Annotated in this window: 13 protein-coding genes; 3 read left to right on the forward strand and 10 right to left on the reverse strand. The window is 73.1% G+C overall.

The window, feature by feature from the left end:
• Window positions 1-45 precede the first annotated feature (45 nt).
• The gene (locus AC3IF1_RS19560) at window positions 46-531 is read right to left on the reverse strand and encodes an SRPBCC family protein (RefSeq protein ID WP_243971535.1); all 486 of its coding nucleotides are present in this window, start codon (window positions 529-531) and stop codon (window positions 46-48) included.
• Window positions 532-738: 207 nt separating this feature from the next.
• A complete protein-coding gene (locus tag AC3IF1_RS19565) occupies window positions 739-1,371 on the reverse strand; it encodes a L,D-transpeptidase (protein ID WP_489218961.1) in 633 nt (210 codons plus the stop codon).
• Window positions 1,372-1,588: 217 nt separating this feature from the next.
• On the opposite strand from AC3IF1_RS19565, the gene AC3IF1_RS19570 reads away from it, so the two are divergent.
• Complete coding sequence (locus tag AC3IF1_RS19570) at window positions 1,589-2,881, forward strand: ArgE/DapE family deacylase (RefSeq protein ID WP_489218962.1); 1,293 nt, start codon at window positions 1,589-1,591, stop codon at window positions 2,879-2,881.
• 23 nt (window positions 2,882-2,904) lie between these two features.
• Here AC3IF1_RS19570 and AC3IF1_RS19575 read toward each other — a convergent pair whose 3' ends face one another.
• The 5 genes from AC3IF1_RS19575 to rfbF are packed head-to-tail and all read right to left on the reverse strand — an operon-like array spanning window position 2,905 to window position 7,477.
• On the reverse strand, window positions 2,905-3,807 hold the full coding sequence (locus AC3IF1_RS19575; RefSeq protein ID WP_489218964.1) for an NAD-dependent epimerase/dehydratase family protein: 903 nt from the start codon (window positions 3,805-3,807) through the stop codon (window positions 2,905-2,907).
• Window positions 3,804-4,349: a dTDP-4-dehydrorhamnose 3,5-epimerase family protein gene (locus tag AC3IF1_RS19580; protein ID WP_489218965.1), complete on the reverse strand. Its 546-nt coding sequence runs from the start codon at window positions 4,347-4,349 to the stop codon at window positions 3,804-3,806. Before AC3IF1_RS19580 ends, AC3IF1_RS19575 begins: the two co-directional genes overlap by 4 nt.
• A 4-nt stretch (window positions 4,350-4,353) precedes the next feature.
• Window positions 4,354-5,616, reverse strand: coding sequence for a methyltransferase domain-containing protein (locus tag AC3IF1_RS19585; RefSeq protein WP_489218966.1), 1,263 nt, complete (start codon window positions 5,614-5,616; stop codon window positions 4,354-4,356).
• The gene (gene rfbG / locus AC3IF1_RS19590) at window positions 5,613-6,710 is read right to left on the reverse strand and encodes a CDP-glucose 4,6-dehydratase (RefSeq protein ID WP_489218967.1); all 1,098 of its coding nucleotides are present in this window, start codon (window positions 6,708-6,710) and stop codon (window positions 5,613-5,615) included. The genes AC3IF1_RS19585 and rfbG overlap by 4 nt, the downstream gene beginning before the upstream one ends.
• Complete coding sequence (gene rfbF, locus AC3IF1_RS19595) at window positions 6,710-7,477, reverse strand: glucose-1-phosphate cytidylyltransferase (RefSeq protein WP_243971548.1); 768 nt, start codon at window positions 7,475-7,477, stop codon at window positions 6,710-6,712. The genes rfbG and rfbF overlap by 1 nt, the downstream gene beginning before the upstream one ends.
• A 291-nt stretch (window positions 7,478-7,768) precedes the next feature.
• Here rfbF and AC3IF1_RS19600 point away from each other — a divergent pair, with 291 nt between their 5' ends.
• Window positions 7,769-8,554, forward strand: coding sequence for a hypothetical protein (locus AC3IF1_RS19600; RefSeq protein ID WP_489218969.1), 786 nt, complete (start codon window positions 7,769-7,771; stop codon window positions 8,552-8,554).
• A gap of 79 nt (window positions 8,555-8,633) precedes the next feature.
• Here AC3IF1_RS19600 and AC3IF1_RS19605 read toward each other — a convergent pair whose 3' ends face one another.
• A complete protein-coding gene (locus AC3IF1_RS19605; protein ID WP_489218971.1) occupies window positions 8,634-9,998 on the reverse strand; it encodes a discoidin domain-containing protein in 1,365 nt (454 codons plus the stop codon).
• Window positions 9,999-10,279: 281 nt separating this feature from the next.
• Here AC3IF1_RS19605 and AC3IF1_RS19610 point away from each other — a divergent pair, with 281 nt between their 5' ends.
• Window positions 10,280-11,731: a discoidin domain-containing protein gene (locus tag AC3IF1_RS19610; RefSeq protein WP_489218972.1), complete on the forward strand. Its 1,452-nt coding sequence runs from the start codon at window positions 10,280-10,282 to the stop codon at window positions 11,729-11,731.
• A gap of 296 nt (window positions 11,732-12,027) precedes the next feature.
• Here the strand turns inward: AC3IF1_RS19610 and AC3IF1_RS19615 are convergent, their stop codons facing one another.
• On the reverse strand, window positions 12,028-15,960 hold the full coding sequence (locus AC3IF1_RS19615) for a glycosyltransferase (RefSeq protein ID WP_489218973.1): 3,933 nt from the start codon (window positions 15,958-15,960) through the stop codon (window positions 12,028-12,030).
• A gap of 197 nt (window positions 15,961-16,157) precedes the next feature.
• Entirely contained in the window at window positions 16,158-19,442 is a 3,285-nt protein-coding gene (locus tag AC3IF1_RS19620) for a glycosyltransferase (RefSeq protein ID WP_489218975.1), read from the reverse strand.
• Window positions 19,443-19,464 lie beyond the last annotated feature (22 nt).

Here is a 19,464-nt window from a genome sequence, read left to right on the forward strand (position 1 = left end):
GGCCGCCATCACGGTGCCGCCGCGCACGCCAAATCGTGACGGCGGCTACTTCGCCTTGTCGGCCAGCGCCTTCAGGCCGGAATCGTAGATGCCCTGGACCGCGTCGACGGCGACGGTGTCCGGCGCACCCTTGGCGTTGAAGGTCCCGGTCCAGGTCACCTTCGAACCGGAGCCGGCGGGGGCGACCGAGAGGGTCGACTTGTAGTCCGAGACCGGCAGCGGGCTCTCCAGGATCGTGTAGGTGTAGCTCATCACCTTGTCGTCCCGGGAGACCTGCTCCTCCTTGATGGTGCCGCCGCCCTTCAGGCTGAGGGTGCGGACCTTCATGCCGTCCTTGTCGGACAGGGCGCATTTCTCGATGGCCGGGTGCCAGTCGCCGATGCCGCAGAACTCCCCGATCGTCTGCCAGACCTTGGCCGGGGGCGCGGCGATGTCGGCCGAGCGCGTCACGTCCAGGGCGTAGCCCGGCACGGTGGCCGCGGCGAGCGCCAGGGCGGCGAGGGGAAGGGACCGGCAGAACGCGAAAGGCATTTCGGGGGTGTCTCCATCCGTGTCGGATCGCGGCCGCAGCCGCGTGGGCTCTGGGGCCGCGGTGGAGCTAAGCCTGGACGGGGTCCGCGGCAATGGGCGGGCGCCACCGCGCATGACGTTCGCGCCCGGACCACGCGACCGGCGATCGTCCGGGCGGAGGGGTTTTGCCGGGCCCCCGCCGGCGCCGCCGTGCGGGACGCGGGCGGCCTACCAGGCGTCCGTCGGGTTCGCGTCGACCGGGTAGCCGTACCCCGCCGCCGGCACGTAGGTCGGGCGGCTCTCGTAGTAGGCCGGCCGCGGGCGGCGGCCCATCTGGTCGCCATCCGCCTGCAGGAATTCCGGCGCGTCGGATCCGCGGCGGCGGGCGACGCGGATGGCGCGCGGCTCACCCTCGGCCACCGGCATGTCCGCGCCCTCGATCACCACCCGGGTCCGGCCCATGCCCTGCGCCTTCACGAGATTGAACAGGGTCGCGGCGTTGCGCAACGACAGGCGCACGCAGCCATGCGAGGCCGCCCGGCCGAGGTTGCGGACGTGGTTGGTGCCGTGGATGGCATGGCCCTGGTTCGTGAAGAACATCGCGAAGGGCATGGGGGCGTCGTCCCACTCCTTCGAGAAATGCGCGCGTTCCATCCGGAACGGGCGGTAGGACCCGGACGGGGTGTCGTAGCTCTCGACGCCCGTGGAGACGGGCCAGGAATAGCGGGGCTGACCGTCGACCGAGACCTCCATGCGCTGCGTGCCCTTGTCGACGCTGACGAGCACGTCCGCGGAGGCGGGCGCCGGGATTGCGGCCCACAGGAGCAGGCCGGACAGGACCGAGACCAGACCGATACGCATGAGCCACTCCGACTGCGAAACCGCGACGGTTTGCCGATTGGCTAAGCCGTTGGCAACACCGCGGTTCCCGGCACAGGCGGTCACGCTTTGCGGAGCGCCGGCCTGCGGTCCCCCGCCCGCCGCCCGGGCCGCGCCCGAATCGAGCCGGGATCCCGCCTCGGTTGACACGCGTCCGGGGCCGGGCGCTTCCTCCCGATTGCAACCTGCCGGAGATCCCATGGCCCTCGACCCCGCCCTCGCCGCCGAGATCGAAGCCTCCGTGGCGGAGGGCTTTGCCGATCAGGTCGCCCACACGCAGGCGCTGGTCCGGTTCGCCTCCCTGCGCGGCGCCGAGCATGCCTGCCAGGACTACGTCTTCGACCGGTTCCGATCCCGCGGCTACGCCACCGAGCGCTTCGCCATGGACCGGGACGCCATCGCGGCCCATCCGGGCGGCTCGAAGATCGACCCGGCGCACCACTCGGACGCGCCGATCGTCGTCTGCCACCACCGGCCGAGCACCGAGACCGGGCGCTCCCTGATCCTGCAGGCCCATGTCGACGTCGTGCCGACGGGCCCCCTCGACCTCTGGACCCATCCCCCCTTCGACCCGGTGATCGAGGGCGACTGGATGTACGGCCGCGGCGCCGGCGACATGAAGGCCGGGCACGCGGCCAACCTGTTCGCCCTCGATGCGCTCGCCCGCCTGGGCCTGCAGCCGGCGGCCTCGGTGACGGTCCAGTCCGTGGTCGAGGAGGAATCCACCGGCAACGGCGCCCTGATGACCCATCTGCGCGGCTACCGGGCCGAGGCCGTGCTGATCCCCGAGCCGGAGGACGAGAAGCTCGTGCGCGCCAATACCGGCGTGCTGTGGTTCACCGTCGAGGTCCGGGGCGTGCCGGTCCACGTGCGCGAGATGGGTGCGGGCGCCAACGCCATCGACGCCACCTACCGGGTGATCGGCGCGCTCCGCGAGGTCGAGGCCCGCTGGAACGCCGAGGCGGCCGGGCACCGGCACTTCGAGGGGGAGGACCACCCGATCAACCTCAATATCGGCCGGATCGCGGGGGGCGACTGGGCCTCCTCGGTCCCGGCCTGGTGCCGGATCGACTGCCGGGTGGCGCTCTATCCGGGTGTGCCGGCGGCGCGGGCCGCGGCCGAGATCGAGGCCGCGGTGGCGCGATTCGCCCGCACCGATTCGTTCCTGGCCAACAACCCGCCCCGGGTGGCGTTCAACGGCTTCTTCGCCGAGGGCTACGTGCTCGACGCGGGTTCCGAGGCCGAGGCCGTGCTCGGCCGCGCCCATGAACGGGCGATGGGCGCGCCGCTTCAGAGCTTCATGAGCGCGAGCTACCTCGATACGCGGGTCCACGCCCTCTACGACCGGGTGCCGGCCCTGTGCTACGGGCCGAGAGCGGAGGCGATCCACGGCTTCGACGAGCGCGTGAGCCTGGCCTCCGTGCAGCGCTGCACCACCGCGATGGCGCTGTTCGTGGCCGAATGGTGCGGGACGGAGCGGCGGCCGGGCTGAGACGCGCCGCGCGCTGACAGGCGCTACACCCCCGCCCCGTACGCCGCCCGCGTCGCCTGGAGCCCCGCATCGAGATCGAAGCGGGGCTGGAAGCCGACCTCCGCGCGCAGGCGGGTCACGTCCGCCGCGATGCAGGCCGGCTCGCCCGCAGCGAGCGGCCGGGCGCCGAAATCGATCCGGTCCGGGCGGCCGGTCAGGCGGCCGATCCGCTCCAGGATCGCCCGCACCGGCGGCGCCGTCCCCGAGCCGATATTGACCGGTCCCGCGACCTCCGAGTCGACCAGGGCCGCGAACGCCCCGGCCGCGTCCGCCACGTGGCTGAAATCCCGGCGCTGGTGGCCCGGGCTGGTGCCGAAGCGCGTCCCCGCCTCCAGCGCCCGGATCGCGTCGCCGACCAGCCGGCCGGGCTTCTCCCCGGGCCCGTACAGGAAGAACAGCCGCCCCCAGGCGAGGGACAGGCCGGTCTCGCCCGCATAGGCATCGAGGACGCGCCGCGTGCCGTCCTTGGCGGCGCCGTACAGGGTCGCGGGCGCGCAGAGCGCGTCCTCGCGCAGGTGCTCCGGCCCCCAGGCATATTCGGCGCAGGTGCCGGCCGCGACCGCGCGCGCACCGCCGGCCTCCCGGAAGGCGCGGACCAGCGCGAGGCTCGCCGCGACCCAGTCGAGGTTGGCGGGCGAGCGCCAGTACAGGCCCGGCTCGGCGTACCAGGCGAGGTGCAGAAGGTGGCTCGCCCGGACGGCGCCGACGACACGCCGCATCGCCGCCGTGTCCAGCAGGTCCACCGGGTGAAAGGTGGTCTCCGCGGCCGGCGGCCGGCGTCCGAGGGCGTGGACCGCGAAGCCGCGGGCCTGGAGCGCCGGGATCGCGTGGGCGCCGACGAACCCGGTCGCCCCGGTGAGGAGGACGCGGCGCGCGCCCACGCTCATACGACCGAATCCGCGCCGGTCCAGGCCGGATAGGTGCGGTCGCGCTCGGCGATCACCGCCACGGGCTCCGGCCAGGCCACGGCGAGCGCCGGGTCGTCCCAGCGCAGGCCGCGGGCGGCCTCGGCCACGTAGGCGCGGTCGATCATGTAGAGCACCTCCGTGTCGTCGCGGAGCGTCTGGAAGCCGTGGGCGAACCCCGCCGGGATGTACAGCGCCGCCCGGTTCTCCGCCGAGAGCTCGATCCCCGCCGCCCGGAGATAGGTCGGCGAGCCCCGGCGCAGGTCGACGATCACGTCGTGGATCGCCCCCATCGTGCAGCGCACGAGCTTGGTCTCGGCGTGCGGGGCCAGGGCGTAGTGCATCCCGCGCACCGTACCGCGCAGCCGGTTGAACGACACGCTCGACTGCCGGAACCGGCCGACCAGGCCGCGCTCGGCCAGCGTGTCCTCGCAGACCGTGCGGGCGAAGAAGCCGCGTTCGTCCGTGTGCGGGCGGATCCCGATCCGATAGGCGCCCGCCAGCGGCAGCTCCTCGACGATCACCGGCCTACTCCACGCTCAGGCTCGGGATGCAGGTGACGAAGCGTCCGCCCCAGGCGCGGATCCCGGCCATCTCCTCCATGACCTCGGCCTTCAGGTTCCACGGCAGGATCAGCACGGTGTCCGGGCGCAGCGCCAGCAGCGCCTCGGGGGCGATCACCGGGATCCGGCTGCCGGGCAGGAGCCGGCCCTGCTTGTGCGGCGAGCGGTCGGCCACCGCCGCGACCAGCTCCGGGCCGATCCCGCAATAGTTCAGGAAGGTGTTGCCCTTGGCGGCCGCCCCGTAGCCCACGACCCGCCGGCCCGCCCGGCGCTCGGCGATCAGGAAGTCCAGGCTCGCGCATTTGATCGCGACCACGGACTCGGCGAACCGCGCGTAGCCCTCGGCCGAGAACAGGCCGCCGGCCCGCTCGGCGTCCAACACCCGCGCGACGGCGGGCGTCGGCGCGTGCGGCCCGTCGGCGTGGCAGAAGAACACCCGCAGCGAGCCGCCATGGGTCGGCAGTTCCGCCACGTCGAACACCCGCAGGCCCGAGCGCTCCAGGATGCCGGACACGACACCGAGCGAGAGGTAGGAAAAATGCTCGTGGTAGATCGTGTCGAACTGCTTGTGCTCGATCATGCGCAGCAGGTGCGGGAACTCGAAGGTGCCGACGCCGTCGCGCTTCAGCAGAACCTGGAATCCGGCCACGAAGTCGAGGATGTCGGGGACGTGGGCGAGGACGTTGTTGGCCGCCATCAGGTCGGCGCCGTGGCCCTCGGCCTTCAGCCGCTCGGCGGTGGCGCGGCCGAAGAACGCGACCTCGGTCGGCACGCCCTTGTCCCGGGCCGCGGCCGCGACGTTGGCGGCCGGCTCGACGCCGAGCACCGGCACCCCGCGGGCGACGAAGTACTGGAGCAGGTAGCCGTCGTTGCTCGCGACCTCCACCACCGTGCTGTCCGGCCCCAGGCCGAAGCGCCCGGTCATCGCCGCGACGTAGGCCTCCGCGTGGCGCAGCCAGCCCGCGGAGAAGCCGGAGAAATAGGCGTAGTCGGAGAAGATCTGCTCCGGGCTCTCGAACGCTTCGAGCTGCACCAGCCAGCAGGTCTCGCAGACATAGGCGTGGAGCGGGTAGACCATCTCCCCCTGCCCGGCCCGCTCGGGCGGGACGTAGGCATTGGCGAGCGGCGACAGGCCGAGATCGGCCACGGTGCGGGTGAGCGGCGCACCGCAGGATCGGCAGCAGGCCCGGGCCGCGGCGGCGGGGAGAGGTTCCGTTCCTGCGCTCATGCCCGGTCCCCCGTCTCCGCCAGCGCTGCGTAGCGCGCGATCTGATCCAACGTCAGCGCGGCGGCGTCCGCGCCCTCCCCTTGGGCGCGGTACCACGCCCCGGTCCAGTCGAGCGCCTCGGCGAGCGCCAGCCGCCGGTCCCAGCCGAGATGCGCGCGCGCCTTCGACGCGTCGACCTTGAGGAAGGTCGCCTCGTGCGGGTGGGGGCCGGCGGAAAGCCGCCACTGCGCGCCCGCCCCCCAGCCCCGGGCGAGCCCGGCCACCACCTCGGAGACCGGCCGGCAATCCGCGTCGGCCGGGCCGAAGTTCCAGCCTTCCGCGTAGCGTCCCCCGTCCGCCCCGCACAGGGCCTCGGCCAGCGCCAGGTAGCCCGAGAGCGGCTCCAGGACATGCTGCCAGGGCCGCACCGCACCCGGCGCGCGGATCTCCACCGGCGCGCCGCGCGCGAAGGCGCGCACCGCGTCCGGGACCAGGCGGTCGAGGGACCAGTCGCCGCCGCCGATGACGTTGCCGGCCCGGGCGCTGGCGATCCGCGCGGGGTGGGCGCCTGCGCCGAAGAACGAGGCGCGGTAGGCGCTGGTGACGAGCTCGGCGCAGCCCTTCGAGTTGGAATAGGGATCGCGCCCGCCCATCGGCTCGTCCTCGCGGTAGGCCCAGACCCACTCGCGGTTCTCGTAGGCCTTGTCGCTCGTGACGATCACCACGGCGCGGACCGACGGGCAGGCGCGCACCGCCTCCAGCAGGTGGACCGTGCCCATGACGTTGCTGGCGTAGGTGCCGACCGGGTCGGCGTAGGACGGCCGGACCAGCGCCTGGGCGGCCAGATGCAGGACGATCTCGGGCCGCGCCTCGGCCACGCAGGCGGCGAGCGCCGCGGCCTCGCGCACGTCGCCGATCCGGCTGTCGATCCGGGCCGGCAGATCGGTGAGCGCGCACAGGCTCGGTTCGGTCTCCGGCGCCAGCGCGAAGCCGGTGACCCGGGCGCCGAGATGCGTGAGCCACAGGCTCAGCCAGCCGCCCTTGAAGCCGGTATGGCCGGTGACCAGCACCCGCCGGCCGGCCCAGAAGCCCGGATCCGGATTGCGCGCGCCCATCACCACACCATCCAGGGGGCGGCCCGGCGCGTCCAGAGCGCCTCGAGCTGGTTCTTGTCGCGCAGGGTGTCCATCGCCTGCCAGAACCCGGTATGCCGGTAGGCCTGGAGCTGCCCCTCGCGCGCCAGGCGTTCCAGCGGCTCGTTCTCCCACACGGTGCTGTCGCCCGTCACGTAGTCGAGCACGCGCGGGTCGAGGACGAAGAAGCCGCCGTTGATGACCGCGCCGTCGCCGGCGGGCTTCTCCCGGAAGTTGCGGATCGCGTCGCCCTCCAGCTCCAGGGCGCCGAACCGCCCGGGCGGGGCCACGGCGGTCAGGGTCGCCATCCGGCCGTGGGCCCTGTGGAAGGCGGCGAGCGCGGTCAGGTCCACGTCCGAGACCCCGTCGCCGTAGGTCATGAAGAACGGCTCGGTCCCGAGATAGGGGCGCACGCGCTTCAGCCGGCCGCCGGTCATGGTCTCGGGCCCGGTCTCGATCAGCGACACGCTCCAGTCCTCGGCGCCGCTGCGGTGGAACTCGATCGCGCCCGTCCCGGTCTCGACGGTGACGTCGGAGAGGTGGAGCCGGTAGTTGAGGAAGAATTCCTTGATCATGTAGCCGCGGTAGCCGAGGCAGATCACGAACTCGCGCACCCCGTGGGCCGCGAAGCCCTTCATGATGTGCCACAGGATCGGCTGGCCGCCGATCTCGACCATCGGCTTCGGGCGCGTCCCGGTCTCCTCCGACAGGCGCGTCCCGAGGCCGCCCGCCAAGATCACCGCCTTCATCCCTGCCTCCCCGGCAATCCCGTCGGTCCCGCCGGAGCGTCGCGCCGCGCCGGCGGCGCGGGGGCCGGCCTTCCACTCCGATCCCGTGCGGCTTACGCGCGAAGGCCGATGCTGTACAACCCGTCATCACCCCGGGCGGCGACGCCTCCTCCGGACGCGGCCGGGTCGGCGGGAGCCCCCGCCCGCGCGGACCCCCCTCGTCACGCCGGCCGGCAGCCTCTATCAGCCTCGCCGTGAAGGCCCGCGGTCCGGCCGCCCGGGCCCGCCACGCCGTCGGAGTGCCCGAAGACCATGTCGACCCGGACCGCCGCCGTCCTCTACCTCGCCCGCGGCTACGACGCCGACCACGCCGACCGGTTCCGGCGCTTCGCCGCCTCCTACCGGGCGCATCCGGCCGGCCACGACCACGCGCTCTACGTGATCTTCAAGGGATTCGCCGACGCCACGCAGCGCTCGGCCGCGGAGGAGGCCTTCGACGGCCTGCCCGTCCAGGCGATCGACACCGACGATCTCAGCTTCGACCTCGGCGCCTACGCGGATGCCCTGTCGCGCGTGCGCGAGGACCACGTCTGCTTCCTCAACACGAACGCGGAGCTCAACGCCCCGCACTGGCTCGCCAAGCTGCTGCGCAACCTGGACAGCTGCGGCGTCGGCCTGGTCGGCGCGACGGGGTCCTTCGAGAGCCTGCGCTACATCAATCGGCTGTTCCCGGATTTCCCGAATCCGCACCTGCGGACCAACGCCTTCGCGATGCGGCGGGAGCACGCCGCCGCCCTGCTCGGCACCTATGCCATCCGGTCCAAGCTCGACGCCTTCTTCGCGGAGAGCGGCCCGGACGGCCTCACCCGGCGGGTCATGGCCCTGGGCCTGACCTGCCTGATCGTCGGCGCCGACGGGCGCGGCTACGCGCCGCCGCTCTGGCCGGAGAGCGAGACCTCCCGGCAGGGCGGCCAGGCCAACCTGCTCGTGCACGACAACTACACGCGCGGCTTCGAGGCGATGGACGCCCGCGCCCGCACCGAGGTGACCTTCGCATCCTGGGGCCGCGCGATCCCCGCCACCGTGATCGAGGCTTAGGACCCTCGGACGTGATGGTTTCGGAAGGTCCGGGCCCCAGCCCATGTCGAGGTGTCGAGTGGCCCTCTGAACACCCGGCTCAGAGCCGGTCGTCGAAGGCCAGATTCGCGGCCGGGTAGTCGATCATCAGCCGGCGCTGGGCCTCGGTGTTCGCCCAGTCGCCGATCTTCATGTACCCGCCCCCGACATCCCGGACCTCGATGGCCTGGCCCACCGTCTCGATCGACTGGAAGCCCTGCGGCCAGTTGCATGAGAAGTAGAACACCTGCTCCACGCGCTCCGAGACGTGGCAGACGCCGGGGCCGAACGAGCCGAAGCCGAAGACGAGGTAGCGGCCGTCGGCGATCGCCGCGACGTCGTCGGCGAGGGTGCCGCTCTGCGTCGTCAGCGGCAGGCCGATCTCCGCGACATAGGCCTCCAGCGCCGGGATCACCGGGTTCGCCCGGTTCTCGAACACCATCTTGACCGACCGGATCCGGCCTTCGCCCATCAGGCGCTCGATCACCATCCGGTAGAAGGCGAGCGGCGGCTGCGGGTAGTTCGGGTCGATCCAGGTGCTGAAGATGTCGCCCGACCGGATGTGGATGATCAACTCGTCCGCGGGCTTGGCCGGGAACGCCGCCGGCAGGCCGTTGAACACCCGGCGGATGTAGGTGTGGACGATCGCGCGCACCGGCAGCGGATCGCGCGCGTTCACGAGGGGCTGGAACGGCGAATCGAAGAACATCCCCGACAGGAAGTAGCCGTCGTCCGGCAGCGGCTCGTCGGCGGGGATGAACGTGATCCCGGCGCAGGTCAGGCGCTCCGTGAGGAAGATCACCTGGCTCCGGTCGATCTTGGGAATCTTCACGAGCTTCAGCCCGAGGGCGCGCGCCACCGAGATGGCGATGGCATACTGGACGAGGCAATTGCCGAAGGCGCCGTTTTCCAGGAGCGCGAGGCCGACGATCGCCTTGGAGCGCGGATGCGGCGCGCACACGAGGCTGTAGGAGGTGTGCAGCACCGCCTCCGGACGCTCGTGCAGGATGTTGAAGGCGACGCCGAGCTGGCTTCGGAAGGCGATCAGGTCGAGCGCTGCGGCAGCGCACCAGACCTGCAGCCGCCCGGGCGTCGCCCCGGCTCCGGCGGGGAGCACCGCGCGGACGTGGCGGGCCCAACCCGCCACCCCGGCGGCGACGGCCAGCCGGATCGCCCCGTCCGCCTCGGTCTGTCCCGCCGGCTCCACCTCCGACCACGTCAGCCCGTCGGACGAGACGGCGAGCCGGAGGGCGGCCCCCGCCCCGCTCCGGCCGTCCTCGACCGGGCTGACCGACACGGCCGAGATCGGGAAGCGCGCGCCGAGATCGACCTGGAGCGTCAGCGCCATGCCGTCGTGGGCGCGTGTCTGATCCCGGGTGGCCGCGACATCCACGCAATCTTCGGTCCGATCGGCTGCTGCGGCCATGCGATGCTCTCGTCGGCTCCCGGATGCCCCCGTCACGGTCGGCGGACCGGCATTTACGGCGGCGCGCGGGCGGCCGGGTCGAGCCGCTTCCGCCCGTTCCGGGGCGATGGCGCGCCCGGGCGCGTCCGACAGGGCCACGCGGTGACGGGACCGCGTCACGCCCCGCGCGGGCGCAGCTCTAGCCGGATGTCTCGCGGCCAGGCAAGGCGCGGCGGCCGCGGGATGGCCTGGTGCCGGCAAGGCGGTTGACCGCGCCCCCGCGACCTGCTCAGAGCCCGGCGATGACCGCGCCGTTCGACGATCCGGACCTCTACGTCAACGTCGCCCTGGGCAGGCCGGCGAGCCAGAGTTCCCGGCCGGCCTGGTGCCCCCTGGGTCCGGACGGGCTCGTCGACGGGGATTTCAGCCGGGAATACAACGCCCATACGGAAGCGGACCCGCCGGCCTGGTGGCAGGTCGACCTGGGCCAGCGCCTGCCCCTGGCGGCGATCGTCGTCCACAACCGGCGGGACGTCGCGCGGGAGGCGGCCCGCTCGCTGCGGGTCGAGGTCTCCGAGGGCGGGACCGCCTGGACCCTGATCCACGCCGGGCTGACCCATTTCCGGGCGAAGGGGCAGGCGATCCCCCTGCAGCTTCCCCTGGCCGGCTTGGTCTGGGCCCGCTTCGTCAGGGTCTCCCTCGACGAGCGCCAGCCGCTGGTCCTGACCCAGGTCGAGGTCTTCGTCGAGCGGCCGGCCCTCGAACTGATCCGCCTGCGCGACGCGATCGGCCTCGACGTGCCGCTGCTGGCCGAGACCCCCGGCGCGGTCGAGCAGATGAGCTACGCCCTCGTCGGCGCCCCCGGCACCCGGGACGCCCCGCTGATCGGCGTGTCGCTCGTGCTCAACGCCGCCCTCGGCAACGGCCTGATGCAGCACTCGATGGCGATCGCCGTCGCCCGCAGGCTGGGCCTGCGCTACGTCAAGCTCGCCACCCGGGAGAGCAGCGGGGTGATCGCCCGTACCGAGCCGGTGGAACTCGGCGGCCTCACCTTCCTGCCGGCCGCCGACCCCCTGCCCCCGGGCGGCTGGTTCCTGGAGGGCTATTTCTGGGAGCTGGAGCACCACACCCGCTTCGCCCGGGACCTGCTGACGCCGCAGGAGAAGCGCGCGATGGTCCGCACGGTCATCCACCCGCTCTACAACCTGCTGCCGCCCGTGTTCGCGCCGAAGCCCGAGGACGAACTGATCATCCATCTCCGGTCGGGCGACGTGTTCAGCACCTGGGTCAACGCGGCCTATATCCAGCCGCCGCTGTCCTTCTACACCCTGGTCATCGACCGCTTCCTGGAGGCGGGCCGCATCGGCCGGGTCAAGCTCGTCTACGAGAACCGCCTGAACCCGGTGATCGAGGCGCTGGAGGCCCATCTCGCGGCCCGGGCGATCCCGTTCACCGTGCAGAGCGGGACCATCGTCGAGGACACCGCCGCCCTGGTGAACGGGCGCCACCTCGTCTTCGGGTTCGGGACGCTCGGGCCGGCGATCTGCTACCTGTCCGACTCGGTCGAGACCGTGGTCACCTTCGCCAACGGCTACGATCACCGGTTCCGGGAGATCCCGACGGTCCGGAACGTGGTCGAGGTGGTCGATACCGGCGACTACATCCGGCCGGGCGGCTGGACCAATTCCCCCGAGCAGCGCCGGACGATGATCGACTACCCGGCTGCCAACCTGCGCCTCGACGGGACGATCTGAGCCGCCGGATTTATGGGCCTCCGGCACAGAAAAAGGTAAGCCGGCTTCGATGTTCGCGTATCGCTGCCGGATGGGGGCAATGGCCGTACCTGCGCGCCCTCCCTCCCCCCTCCCGACCCTCTTCGGGGGCCACCCTCCCCCGCAGAGGGGGGAGGGAGACGCGCGGGGGGCGGCCTGGCCTGCATCCGGCCGCGCTGTGCGAACTCCGTAGCCCACACGCGAGCGGAGACCCGCGCCCTCTCTGCCCAGAGCATGACCGCGACGGCGATTGAAGCCCGGATCGCCCGGGACGGCGATCAGGCCGCGTCCGCGGCGGCGAGGCGCTCCGTCCCGGCCGGCGCCGGGTCCAGGCCGTAATAGTCGCGCATCAGATCGCCGTACTCGGCCGCCGCGATGGGCCCGCGGATCCGGCCGCGTGGCGAGACGTCGACCGCGAGCAGGCGGTCGTTGAACCCGGACGGATCGTGGATCAGCCCGTAGGGCAGGACGTGCCCGTGCGGATAGGACCGCAGCCGCTCTCCCTGCGCGCCGAGGTCGAAGGCCACCACCGGGAGGCCGGTGCGCAGGCCCAGGGTCAGGGCGTAGGAGTAGGTCTCCGGCCAGATCGCCGGCTGCAGCACGATGTCGGCGAAGGCGCGCGCCGTGAGGTCCAGGGCCTCGTCGTCGCTGCTGTAGCGGCCGGTCTCGGTCACGCCGACGGCCTTCAGCGCCGGACGCAGCGCCGGGTCGGAGAAGCCCACGATGGTGAAGTCGATCGGCAGGTCCCGGTCGCGGGCATCCACGGCGAGCGCCTGGAGGAAGCGTGCGCCCTTCATCATGTTGATGGCGCCGAGCACCGCCACCCGGCGCCGGCCCTCCTGGCGCTTGCGGATCGCCGGCCGGATTCGGCGGTCCGCCTCGAAGTGGGGCCGCACGGTGATCGCGAGATCCGGATAGGCCGCGGCGAGCCGCCCGGCCGTGTCCGGCGAGGGGGCGAAGACCCGCGCGGCGCCGGCCAGGAACCCGCCGAACGCCGCCCGCCGCGCCTCCGGATCCGGCTCCTCGAAGCCCTGCTGGTCCGCATCCAGGCAGCCGCGGCAGACCGGGACCGGGGCGAGCCCGCAATAGCTGCCGTCGGGCTGGACCAGGTGGTTGCGGTGGCAGACCGGCGAGAAGTCGTGCAGCGTCCAGACGTAGGGGCGCCCGGACTCCGCCACCAGCCGCATCATCGTCCGCGCCGCCGACCAGCGCAGGCCGGCCAGCGAGTGGACGTGGATCAATTGCGGCGCCAGCCAGCCGAGGAACTCGGCGATCTGGGCCTCGTCGTGGGGGAGATACAGGCTCTCGACCGTCGGCAGGTAGAGCAGGTCGCCGCTGCGGTACGAGACGTTGATCTGGAGGTTGCGGTCCCGGTCGACCGACAGCAGGACCACGCTGGTCCCCTCCCCCTGGAGTCGGGCGATCATGTCCTCGATGTGCCGCTGGATGCCCCCGCCCCAGCTATGGGTCACGAACAGGACGGCCCGCTCCCGGAAGTGCCGGGCCAGCCGGTACAGGTCGATCCGCGCCCGCGTCCGGCGGCCGGGATCGGCCTGGACGAACTGGCCGACCACGGCCGGATAGTCGGGGTGCTTGGCGAGCAAGGCCGCCTGCCCCTGGTCGTACTCGCCGCCCTCGTCGAGCCCGAACGAGATCTGGCCGGCGTGATAGACGAACACGTCCTCGGCGAGCAGGTTGATGTAACCCGCCTTGAGCGCGCGCATGCACCAGTCGTTCTCCTCGCCGTAGCCCTTGCCGAAGGCGATTTCGTCGAGCACCCCGACGGCCTCCAGGGAGGGCGCCGTCATGTACATGCAGAAGCCGACGCCGGTGGGCACCGTCACGGCATGCCCCCGGTTGATCCGGGCCACGGCGGCGTCGAGCTCGGGCCGGGCGATCTCCAGCTGCATGCTGTTGTTGGCGTTGAACTTCGGATAGCTGCAGATCGTGGCGTTGTTCGACAGCGGCGTGATGCTGCCGACAAGCGGCCGGGCCTCGGCATGGGCGACCAGGCGGTCGAGCCAGTCGCCGAAGACCTGGGCGTCGGAATTGAGCAGGACGACGGCCTTGCCCTGGCGCAGGGACAGGCCGCGGTTGACCGAGCGCACGAAGCCGAGATTCTGCGCGTTCTCGACGAGGTGGAACAGGCCGCGGCCGGCGAGATCCGCCAGCTCCGCGGTGAGACCCGGATCGGGCGAGCGGTCGTTGATGGCGAGCAGCGTGAACCGGGTCCGCTGCCGGGCCGACAGGCAGGCATGGATGGCGCGCAGGGTCTCGCCGCGCCCCTTGTAGACCGGCATGATGACGACGACGTCGGCCCCGGCGATCGGCAGGGCCCGGGGCAGGCCGTCCCATTCGTGCGGTTCGGGGGCGGTCATGGCCGGCCAGGTGCCGAGATCCTCGGGGCAGGCCATCAGCCCGGCGGCGTGGCCGGTGCGGACGTAGTGCAGGAACGGCGATTCCCCCGCGGCCAGCAGGTGGCCGTAGGTCTTGCCGTAGAAATCGTACGAGAAGCGCTTGTTCGGCAGCCGTCCCTCGTGCTGGCCGTGGGCGACGAAATGGGCGAGCGGCCCGCCCCGGGCCCCGGCGACGTCGGGATAGCGCCTCGCGTAGAAATCGGCGTCGAAATGGGGCTCCATCAGGAGCGCCTCGTCGGCCAGGGCCTCGTCCGCCTCCGAGGGCGGCGCCCCGTAGCGCGGGTCGAAGGTTCCGGCCGCGACGTCGACGCCGAGCATCACCGCGGTGGCGAGGTGGTGGACGAAGGGCGCCACCCCGGTCTCCAGCACGGAACCGTGCTGGTCGAGGTAGTCCTGACCGTTGAAATCCGCGCGCGGATTCCGCCCCGTCCGCCAGCCGCGCTCGCAATAGTCGCGGACCGCGTCGACCGTATCGGGCACGCCGTAGCGCGCGCGGTAGTAGGCATGATCGAAATGCAGCGCCGCCAGGGCGGTCTGCAGCCGCAGATACGCTTCGCGGTCGACCGGCTCGCGGCCGATCTGCGCGATCCAGGCCGTGTCCTCCACGGGCGGCCGTTCCGGGCGGAAGCCGCAGACGCGCAGCAACGTGTAGAGCGTCGCGTGCTGCGGTCCCGGATCGCGGCCCTCGCGCCAGCCCGTGCTGGCGAAATGCGCGTAGGGCCGCAGACCGCTGCCGCGCACGTCCGCGTAGGTCGCCCGGTACCAGTCGTCGTCGACCGCCGGGAAGCTGATCTGGCCGGGACCCGAGAACGGCGTCTCCCCCGCGAGCAGCGTCTCGGCGATGGTGCGGAAGAACGGGTCGCCGCGCACCACGCGGTTGTCGGCCCGCGCCTGCACGAACCCCGCCGGGTCGAAGTCCTGGCGCGGGCTGCGCATCTCGCGCCACGCGCCGGCCGCGTAGGCGCGCAGGAGCTTCTCGTCGGACCGGTCGTCGCCGCGGCCGCGGTAATAGGCGGCGTCGAAATACGGCGCGATCGTCGCGATCCGGAAGGCCACCGCCTCGTCCTCGCTCGCCGGCCGCGCCTTGCCGCCGTGCCGGACGTAGTGCAGCAGCGGATTCTCGGTTGCGTAGCTGATGCCGTGCGACAGGCAGTAATACGGGACGTCGAAGTTCGGCGACGGGTCGCGGCCCTCGCGCCAGCCCGAGCTCATGTAGTGGCTGCCGGGATCGACGCCGGCGGCCCGGAGGTCGGGGTTTCCGGCGAGATAATGGTCGGCGTCGACGAGCCGGCGCGCGAGGCGGGCCGCGCGGCGGGGGTCGGGTTGCGGGATCGCCTGCACGCCCCGGGCCAGCAGGGCGCGCAGGTAGTGCAGGAACGGATTCACCTCCGTGTGCGCGAGGAACGGGTGCGCGGCGAGGTAGGCGGCGGTCGAGAAGTCCGGGCGCGGGTCCCGGCCCTGGCGCCAGCCGGTGCGGAGATAGTCGCGCAGCGCCGCCGGGCCGCCGATCCCGTACCAGCTCTCGTAGAAGGCGGCGTCGAAATGGGGCGCGAGGGCGGCGAGCTGTTCGGCCTCGGCGGTCGGATCGGTGGCGGCCGGCAGGCCGCCGCGGGCGAGGAGGCGCACCAGGGGATTGCGGCTCGCGCGGGTCTCCGGCGCCCCCGCCCACCGGTGATAGCGCCCGTCGAGGCGGCTCAGCGCGCGCAGGGCGCCGCTGTGGGCGATGGCTGTGCCGACGGTCCGGCCGAGGCCGCTCAGGCTGCGACGGCCGCCCCGGGTGAAGCGCAGCACCATCACGGCACCTCTCGGCTCGGGCGCAGGGCGCCCGCAGGGCTCGCGGGCGCGGTCGCGCGGATCGGGTCGGTCGGGCTCATGGGGACTTGGTGCCGGAGGACTCGGTGCTGGGGCGGCGGTCGATGGCCGCGCGGATGTGGTCTCGCTGAGCGCACTAATGGAACCGCTCGGCCCCGTAAACTCGCCCGCCCGCGCCCTCAGGGCACCGGCTGGCCATCGTAGTTCGGCGGCCCCAGCCGCAGGACGGCCGCGTTGTAGTAGGGATCGTGCGCGATCCGCGCCCCCCAGCGCCGCGTGAAGCGCGCGGCCTCGTCGGCCCGGATCGGCGATGGCCGCCCCGGGCGCGTGTCGGCCAGCACCGCCCCCGGCTCGTAGACGACCCGGAGGCCCGCCGCGCGCCGGCCGAGGCAGTAGTCGACGTCCCACAGCGCCCCGTCCAGACCCGCGTCGAAGCCGCCGGCCGCGCGGAACGCCTCGGCCCGGGTCATCAGGCAGGCGCCGCTCACGGCGAGGAAATTCCGGGCCGCCGCCGCGCTGAAGAAGTAGCCGTCGGCGCCGCCATGGCCCTCGCGGATCGGCTCGGGGCTGCCACCGTTCATCACGATGCCCGCATGCCGGAATTGCCCGTCCGCACCGATCAGGCGCGCCCCGACGACGCCGATCGCGGGCTTGTCGAACTGGATCAGCATGCGCTCGATCCAGTGGCGTTCGACCGGCTCCAGATCCGGATCGAGGAAGAGCAGGAACGGGCCCGTGGCCGACCGGGCGCCGGCGTTGAACCCCCGCGCGGGGCCGGCCGCGGGCTCGGCCGCGACGGTCCGGCATCCGGCCGCCCGGAGCGCCCCCGCCTCGGCGGCGCCGGCCTCCCGGTCGAGGACGGCGACCACGTCGAGGGGGGCGTGGCTCGATGCCTCGCGGATCGCCGCGATCCGATCGAGGAAGGCCGCGACCGCCCGCGGCTCCCCGCCGGCGGGCCCGAGTGCCAGCGCGGCGATCAGCGAGACGGTCTCGTCGCGCGGCCCCGGGGCGACGGCGTAGCGACGTGCGCCGCGCGCGGCCTCGACGCGGGCGCCCGCGCGGCCGGTCCGCGCCAGGTGCTCGCCGATCAGCGCCCGCTCGGTCTCGTCCGCGCCGGAGCGCCGGTCCGGCCCGCGCAGCAGGATCCGGCGCAGGTGCCGCACCGGGGCGCCCGCCGCCCCGAGGCGCAGGCTCAGCGCGAAGGCGCTGCGCGCGTCCGGGACGAGGTCGGCCACCGCCGCGCCGCGGTAGCAGGCCGCCCGGCCGATATAATCGACGCTCTCCAGGTAGTCCGGGCTCCAACCGGGCTTGAAGAACGGCAGGATCCCGTCCGGCCCCTCGATCTCCTCGTCCCCGTAGATCAGGTCCGCCGCGGGGGCCCGGTTGATGTCGCAGGCGAGGTCGTAGAGGGCGCGCGGCGGCAGCGCGTCGCCGGCCTTCAGCCAGAGCAGGTAGGCCTCCGCCCGATCCCGGAGGGCCTCGGCCGCGGCCGCCCGCGTGTCGCAGACCTGGATCCGGTCGTAAATCTGCCGCGCCAGCGAGGCGCGCGTGCGCGCCGCCTCCGCCGCCTCCCCGCCCTCGACCAGCACGACGAAGGTCGGCCGCACGACCATCAGCCCGATATGGCGGTGGATGTCCTGGATCTCGGCGGCGAGCGCCAGCCGTTCGGCGGCGACGCGCCGGGCATGGAGCGCCTCCAGCGGCAGCGGCGCCCGACCCTCGGCGCGCCCGGCGACGGCGAAATGGGCGAGGGGGTTGAGGCCGGCGCGCGCCACGTCGGGGTGGCGTTCGAGATACCAGCGGGTCGAGAAGTCCGGGCTCGGATCCCGTCCCTCCGCCACGCCGAGATGCAGGTAATGGTGCAGTGGCGTCTCGTGGGCGTCGATCAGGTCCGGATAGGTCCGCAGGTACCAGCCGCCGTCGAACAGCGGGTGCGGCTCGGAGCCGATATGGACCCCGCGCGCGATGTAGTCGGCCAGCGGATCCGCATCCGGGCCGAGTTCGGGATGGCGCGCCCGGTACCACGCGGCGTCGAACAGGGGGTTCGGATCGATGCCGGCCCGGATCCCGTGCGCCAGATAGTGGACGAGGGGGTTGGCCGTGCCGAGATCCGGGACCCGGCCGCGATACCAGCCGCTGTCGAACAGCGGGTGCGGGTCGCGCCCCTCCCGGCCGCCGTCGCCGAGGAAGTGGACCAGGGGGTTCTGCCCGGAGCCGGCCACGTCCGGATTGCGCGCGAGGTACCAGGACGTGTCGAACAGCCGGCAGGGGTCGCGGCCCTCGGCGGCGCCCCCCGCGATGAAATGCGCGAGCGGGCTCCCCCCGCTCGCGACGAGATCCGTGTTCCGGGCGCGGTAGAAGGCGGCGTCGAACAGCGGATGCGGATCGAGCCCGGCGCCGTGCAGCCGGTAATGCAGCAGCGGGTTGCCGCCCCGGGCCGCCGGGTTGCGCTGCAGATACCAGGCCGCCTCGAACAGGGGATGCGGGTCGGTCTCGCCGCGGTCCTTCAGGTAATGCAGGAGCGGGTTCGCCCGGGCCTCGGCCGCCTCCGGCACCTGCCGCAGGTAGTGGGCGGGATCAAACAGCGGGTGCGGGCCGAGGCCGGCCCGGGCCCCCTCGGTGAGATAATGGATCGCCGGGTTCATCCCGCTCTCGGCGACGTCCGGCGCCTGGTCGAGGTACCAGGGCGAGTCGAACAGCGGGTGCGGCTCGGCGCCGTCCTCGGGATCCCGGCCGAGATAATCGAGCAGCGCGTTCTCCCCCGCATCCGGGAACCGGCCGCGGTACCACGCCGTGTCGAACAGCGGATGCGGGTCGTAGCCGAGCCGCGCGCCGGCCCGCAGGTAATGGACGAGGGGGTTCTCGCCGGTGGCCGCGACCTCCGGGTGGCGGGCGAGATACCACGCGCTGTCGAACAGGGGGTGGGGATCGACGCCCTCCCGGCCGCCATCGGCGAGGAAGTGCAGCAGCGGGTTGAGTCCCGCCGCCCGCACGTCCGGGCGCTGGCGCAGGTACCATCCGGTGTCGAACAGCGGATGGACGTTGCGGCCCTCGCGGCCCCCCTCGGCGAGGTAGTGCTGCAGCGGGTTCGCCCCCGCCCCGGCCACGTCGCTGTTGCAGGCGAAGTACCAGGCGGTATCGAAGAGCGGGTGCGGATCGAGCGTCGCGGCGGCGCCGTGCGTGACGTAGTGCAGGAGCGCGCCCGCCCCGGCCTGCGGGGCCTGGGCCCGGTACCACGCGGTGTCGAACAGGGGGTTCGGATCGAACCCGGCCTCGGTCCGGTGCGCGACGTAGTGGGCGAGCGGATCCTCCGCCGCCTCCGGATGGCGGGCCGCGTACCAGGCGGGGTCGAACAGGCCGGATTCCGAGATCGCCTGCGCGACCGCGGCGGTCTCGGGGGATACCGCGCGGGCGGGCTCCGAACGTTCCGGAGCGGACAGGTCGGAGTGCGGCGCGGCGTCCATGTCGTCCTGAGGTCTCGAGCGG

Source organism: Methylobacterium sp. E-012, from assembly GCF_057836545.1.